The organism is Mesorhizobium sp. M7A.T.Ca.US.000.02.2.1, assembly GCF_003996995.1.
Lineage (GTDB): Bacteria > Pseudomonadota > Alphaproteobacteria > Rhizobiales > Rhizobiaceae > Mesorhizobium.
Window position 1 is genome coordinate 1 of record NZ_RZTT01000555.1, and the last position, 3226, is coordinate 3226.

Below are 3226 nucleotides of genomic sequence, written 5' to 3' on the forward strand. Positions count from 1 at the left end.
CCGCAGACCTTCAGGAACCTGTCCGGCCAGTCGGTCGGCGAAGCACTGCGCTTCTACAAGCTCGAGCTTTCCGCGCTCACCGTCTTCTATGACGAGATCGACCTTGCCGAAGGCAAGCTGCGCATCAAGACCGGTGGCGGCGCCGGCGGCCACAACGGCATCCGGTCGATCGACGGTCATATCGGCAATGGCTATCGCCGCGTGCGCATCGGCGTCGGCCATCCCGGCGTCAAGGAAATGGTCCAGCACCATGTGCTCGGCAATTTCGCCAAAGCCGACCGCGAATGGCTCGACCCGCTGCTCGACGCGATCGCCGACAATGCCGCCATGATCGTCAAGGGCGACGAATCCGGCTTCATGAATAAGGCCAGTCTCGCCGTCCAGGGCAAGGCCGGGCCGGAGCCCGAAAAGCCAGCGCAGAAGCAGTCGGCGCACAAGCAGCAAAGTCATGTCCGCCAAGCACGGCCTCAACAGCCGGTGGTCAAGCTGCCGGAAAGCGGTCCAATGGCCGCCATGCTGAAGAAGCTGTTCGGCGGCAAGGACTGAGCATCAAGGGGACCGAAGGGCTTGACGTTGATCACCCCTATCGCCCATAGCCCTGATCAAATTTCTATTTTCCCGATAGGACCGAACAAAAATGGGTTTCAAATGCGGCATCGTTGGCTTGCCCAACGTCGGCAAGTCGACGCTTTTCAACGCGTTGACCAGAACGGCTGCGGCGCAAGCCGCCAACTATCCATTCTGCACCATCGAACCGAACACCGGCGAGGTGGCGGTGCCAGATCCGCGCCTGCAGAAGATCGCCGCGATCGCCAAGTCGAAGGAGATCATTCCAACTCGCATCTCTTTCGTCGACATTGCCGGCCTGGTGCGCGGTGCCTCGAAGGGCGAAGGGCTGGGCAACCAGTTCCTCGCCAACATCCGTGAGGTCGACGCCATCGTGCATGTGCTGCGCTGCTTCGAGGATGACGACATCACCCATGTCGAGGGCCGCATCGACCCCGTCGCCGATGCCGAGACGGTCGAGACCGAGCTGATGCTCGCCGACCTCGACAGCATCGAGCGCCGCATCGTCCAGATCCGCAAGCGCGCCGGCAGCAAGGACAAGGAAGCGACGACCGTGCTGCCGTTGATGGAGGCAGCGCTCGAACTGCTGCAGGCCGGCAAGCCGACCCGCATCCTGCTCAAGGGTATTTCAGCCGAAGATTTACGCATCCTGCAGGGCCTGAACCTTCTGACCTCGCATCCCGTGCTCTATGTCTGCAATGTCGCGGAGGCCGATGCCGCCACCGGCAACGAACACACCAGGGCCGTGGAGAAGATGGCCACCGCGCAGGGCGCCGGCACCGTGGTGATCTCGGCGGCGATCGAAGCCGAAGTCGCGCAACTCTCGGACGAGGAAGAGATGGAATTCCTGTCCTCGCTCGGCCTCGACGAGCCCGGCCTCAACAAGGTCATCCGAGCCGGCTACGACCTGTTGCATCTTATCACCTATTTCACCGCTGGGCCGAAGGAGACGCGCGCCTGGACCATCCATAAGGGCGATAAGGCGCCACAGGCCGCCGGTGTCATCCACACCGATTTCGAGCGCGGCTTCATCCGCGCCCAGACCATCTCCTACAACGACTTCGTCACACTGGGCGGCGAAGTCGCGGCCAAGGAAGCCGGCAAGGCGCGTGACGAAGGCAAGGAATATGTCGTCCAGGACGGCGATGTGCTGTTGTTCAAGTTCAACACCTGATGCCTGAAGCGCTCGAGAACATCCCGGCAAGCTGTCGGCGAAGTTCCTCGATACATGCTTCCAAGGCGACGGCGGCCATCCGCCCGACAGCCGCTTGTCTTGATTTTGTCACGTCACGGGTCTAAGCGGCAGACGCACGGTCGGCGCTGACGTCGAGAACCCGTGCAATCCAACACGACGCGTCAATCTGAACGCACCCTTTGGCCCCAGCAAGGGATATCAGGCGATGATCAAGGCCTTCGTCGTGGACAATGACCGCCTGCGCGTCGTCGACGATCTCCTGGCAAACAGCGAGACCATCGTCTGGGCGGACCTGTTCAACCCGACCAAGGAAGAGGAAGCGACGATCGAGAGCTGGCTCGGCGTTGCCATTCCGACGCGCGAGGAGATGGAGGAGATCGAGATTTCGAGCCGCCTCTATGTCGAGGACGGCGCCTATTTCATGACCGCCACCCTGCCCGCCCAGACCGAAATCGACGATCCCTTGATGTCCCCGGTTACCTTCGTGCTCGCCGGCACAAGGCTGATCACGGTACGCTACCACGAACCGAAAGCTTTCAAGACCTTTCCGCAGCGCGCCGAAAAGGTGGCGACCGGCTGCACCAGCGGCGACACCATCCTGATCGGCTTGCTGGAGGCGATCGTCGACCGTCTCGCCGACATTCTGGAACGCGCCGGCCGCGACATCGAGGCGATCTCGCGCGATATCTTCGAGGCGCGGTCGACCAAGGTTTCCAAGCGCAACCGTGATTTCCAGGAGTTGCTGAAAGCCATCGGCCGCAAGGAGGACATTGCCTCCTCGATCCGCGACAGCCTGATCTCGCTGCAGCGCCTGGCAGGCTTCTTCGCCCATGCCTCGACCCGCACCAAGATGAGCAAGGACACCAAGGCGCGCATCAAGACGCTGTCTCGCGATGTGCTGTCGCTCGCCGACCACGCCACCTTCCTGTCGCAGAAGATCTCCTTCCTGCTCGACGCCACGCTCGGCATGATCTCGATCGAGCAGAACGCCATCATCAAGATCTTCTCGGTCGCCGCCGTCATCTTCCTGCCGCCGACTTTGGTCGCCTCGATCTACGGCATGAATTTCGACATCATCCCCGAGTTGAAATGGCAACTTGGCTATCCCTTCGCCATCGCCATGATGGTGCTGTCGGCGATCCTGCCCTTCTGGTACTTCCGCCGCCGCGGCTGGCTCTGAGTGGCCTTGTCGATCGGCTGCCACAGGCTGGCGCAGTAAAAATCGCTTGACCAAATGAACGCCGGCCTGCATCCGGAAGCCCCGATCCTGGGGATTGTGGGTCGACAAGCCGGATTCCAGACCATGACTGCAGAGATAAAGACATGGGCCTATGAGGACTTCATCGAGGGCGCATCGATCGACCTCGGCTCGAAGCTCGTGAGTGCCGCCGAGATCGTCGAATTTGCCGGAGAATTTGACCCGCAGCCAATGCATCTCGACGAGGAAGCCGGCAAGGCCAGCAT

3 protein-coding genes and 1 pseudogene are annotated in these 3226 nt (G+C 61.6%); all 4 read left to right on the top strand.

The window, feature by feature from the left end:
• On the top strand, positions 1–546 hold a 546-nt coding region (gene pth / locus EOD15_RS31430), incomplete at its 5' end, for an aminoacyl-tRNA hydrolase (RefSeq protein WP_127409167.1).
• Positions 547–637: 91 nt separating this feature from the next.
• Entirely contained in the window at positions 638–1741 is a 1104-nt protein-coding gene (gene ychF, locus EOD15_RS31435; RefSeq protein ID WP_127270552.1) for a redox-regulated ATPase YchF, read from the top strand.
• Positions 1742–1967: 226 nt separating this feature from the next.
• Complete coding sequence (corA, locus tag EOD15_RS31440; RefSeq protein ID WP_127270555.1) at positions 1968–2942, top strand: magnesium/cobalt transporter CorA; 975 nt, start codon at positions 1968–1970, stop codon at positions 2940–2942.
• Between the two features lie 123 nt (positions 2943–3065).
• A pseudogene (locus tag EOD15_RS31445) lies at positions 3066–3226 on the top strand (enoyl-CoA hydratase); the annotation flags it as partial.

Bases quoted from the DNA above. Each gene is read 5' to 3' on its own strand.
- ychF (WP_127270552.1), top strand. From the start codon at position 638: ATGGGTTTCAAATGCGGCATCGTTGGCTTGCCCAACGTCGGCAAGTCG.
- corA (WP_127270555.1), top strand. From the start codon at position 1,968: ATGATCAAGGCCTTCGTCGTGGACAATGACCGCCTGCGCGTCGTCGAC.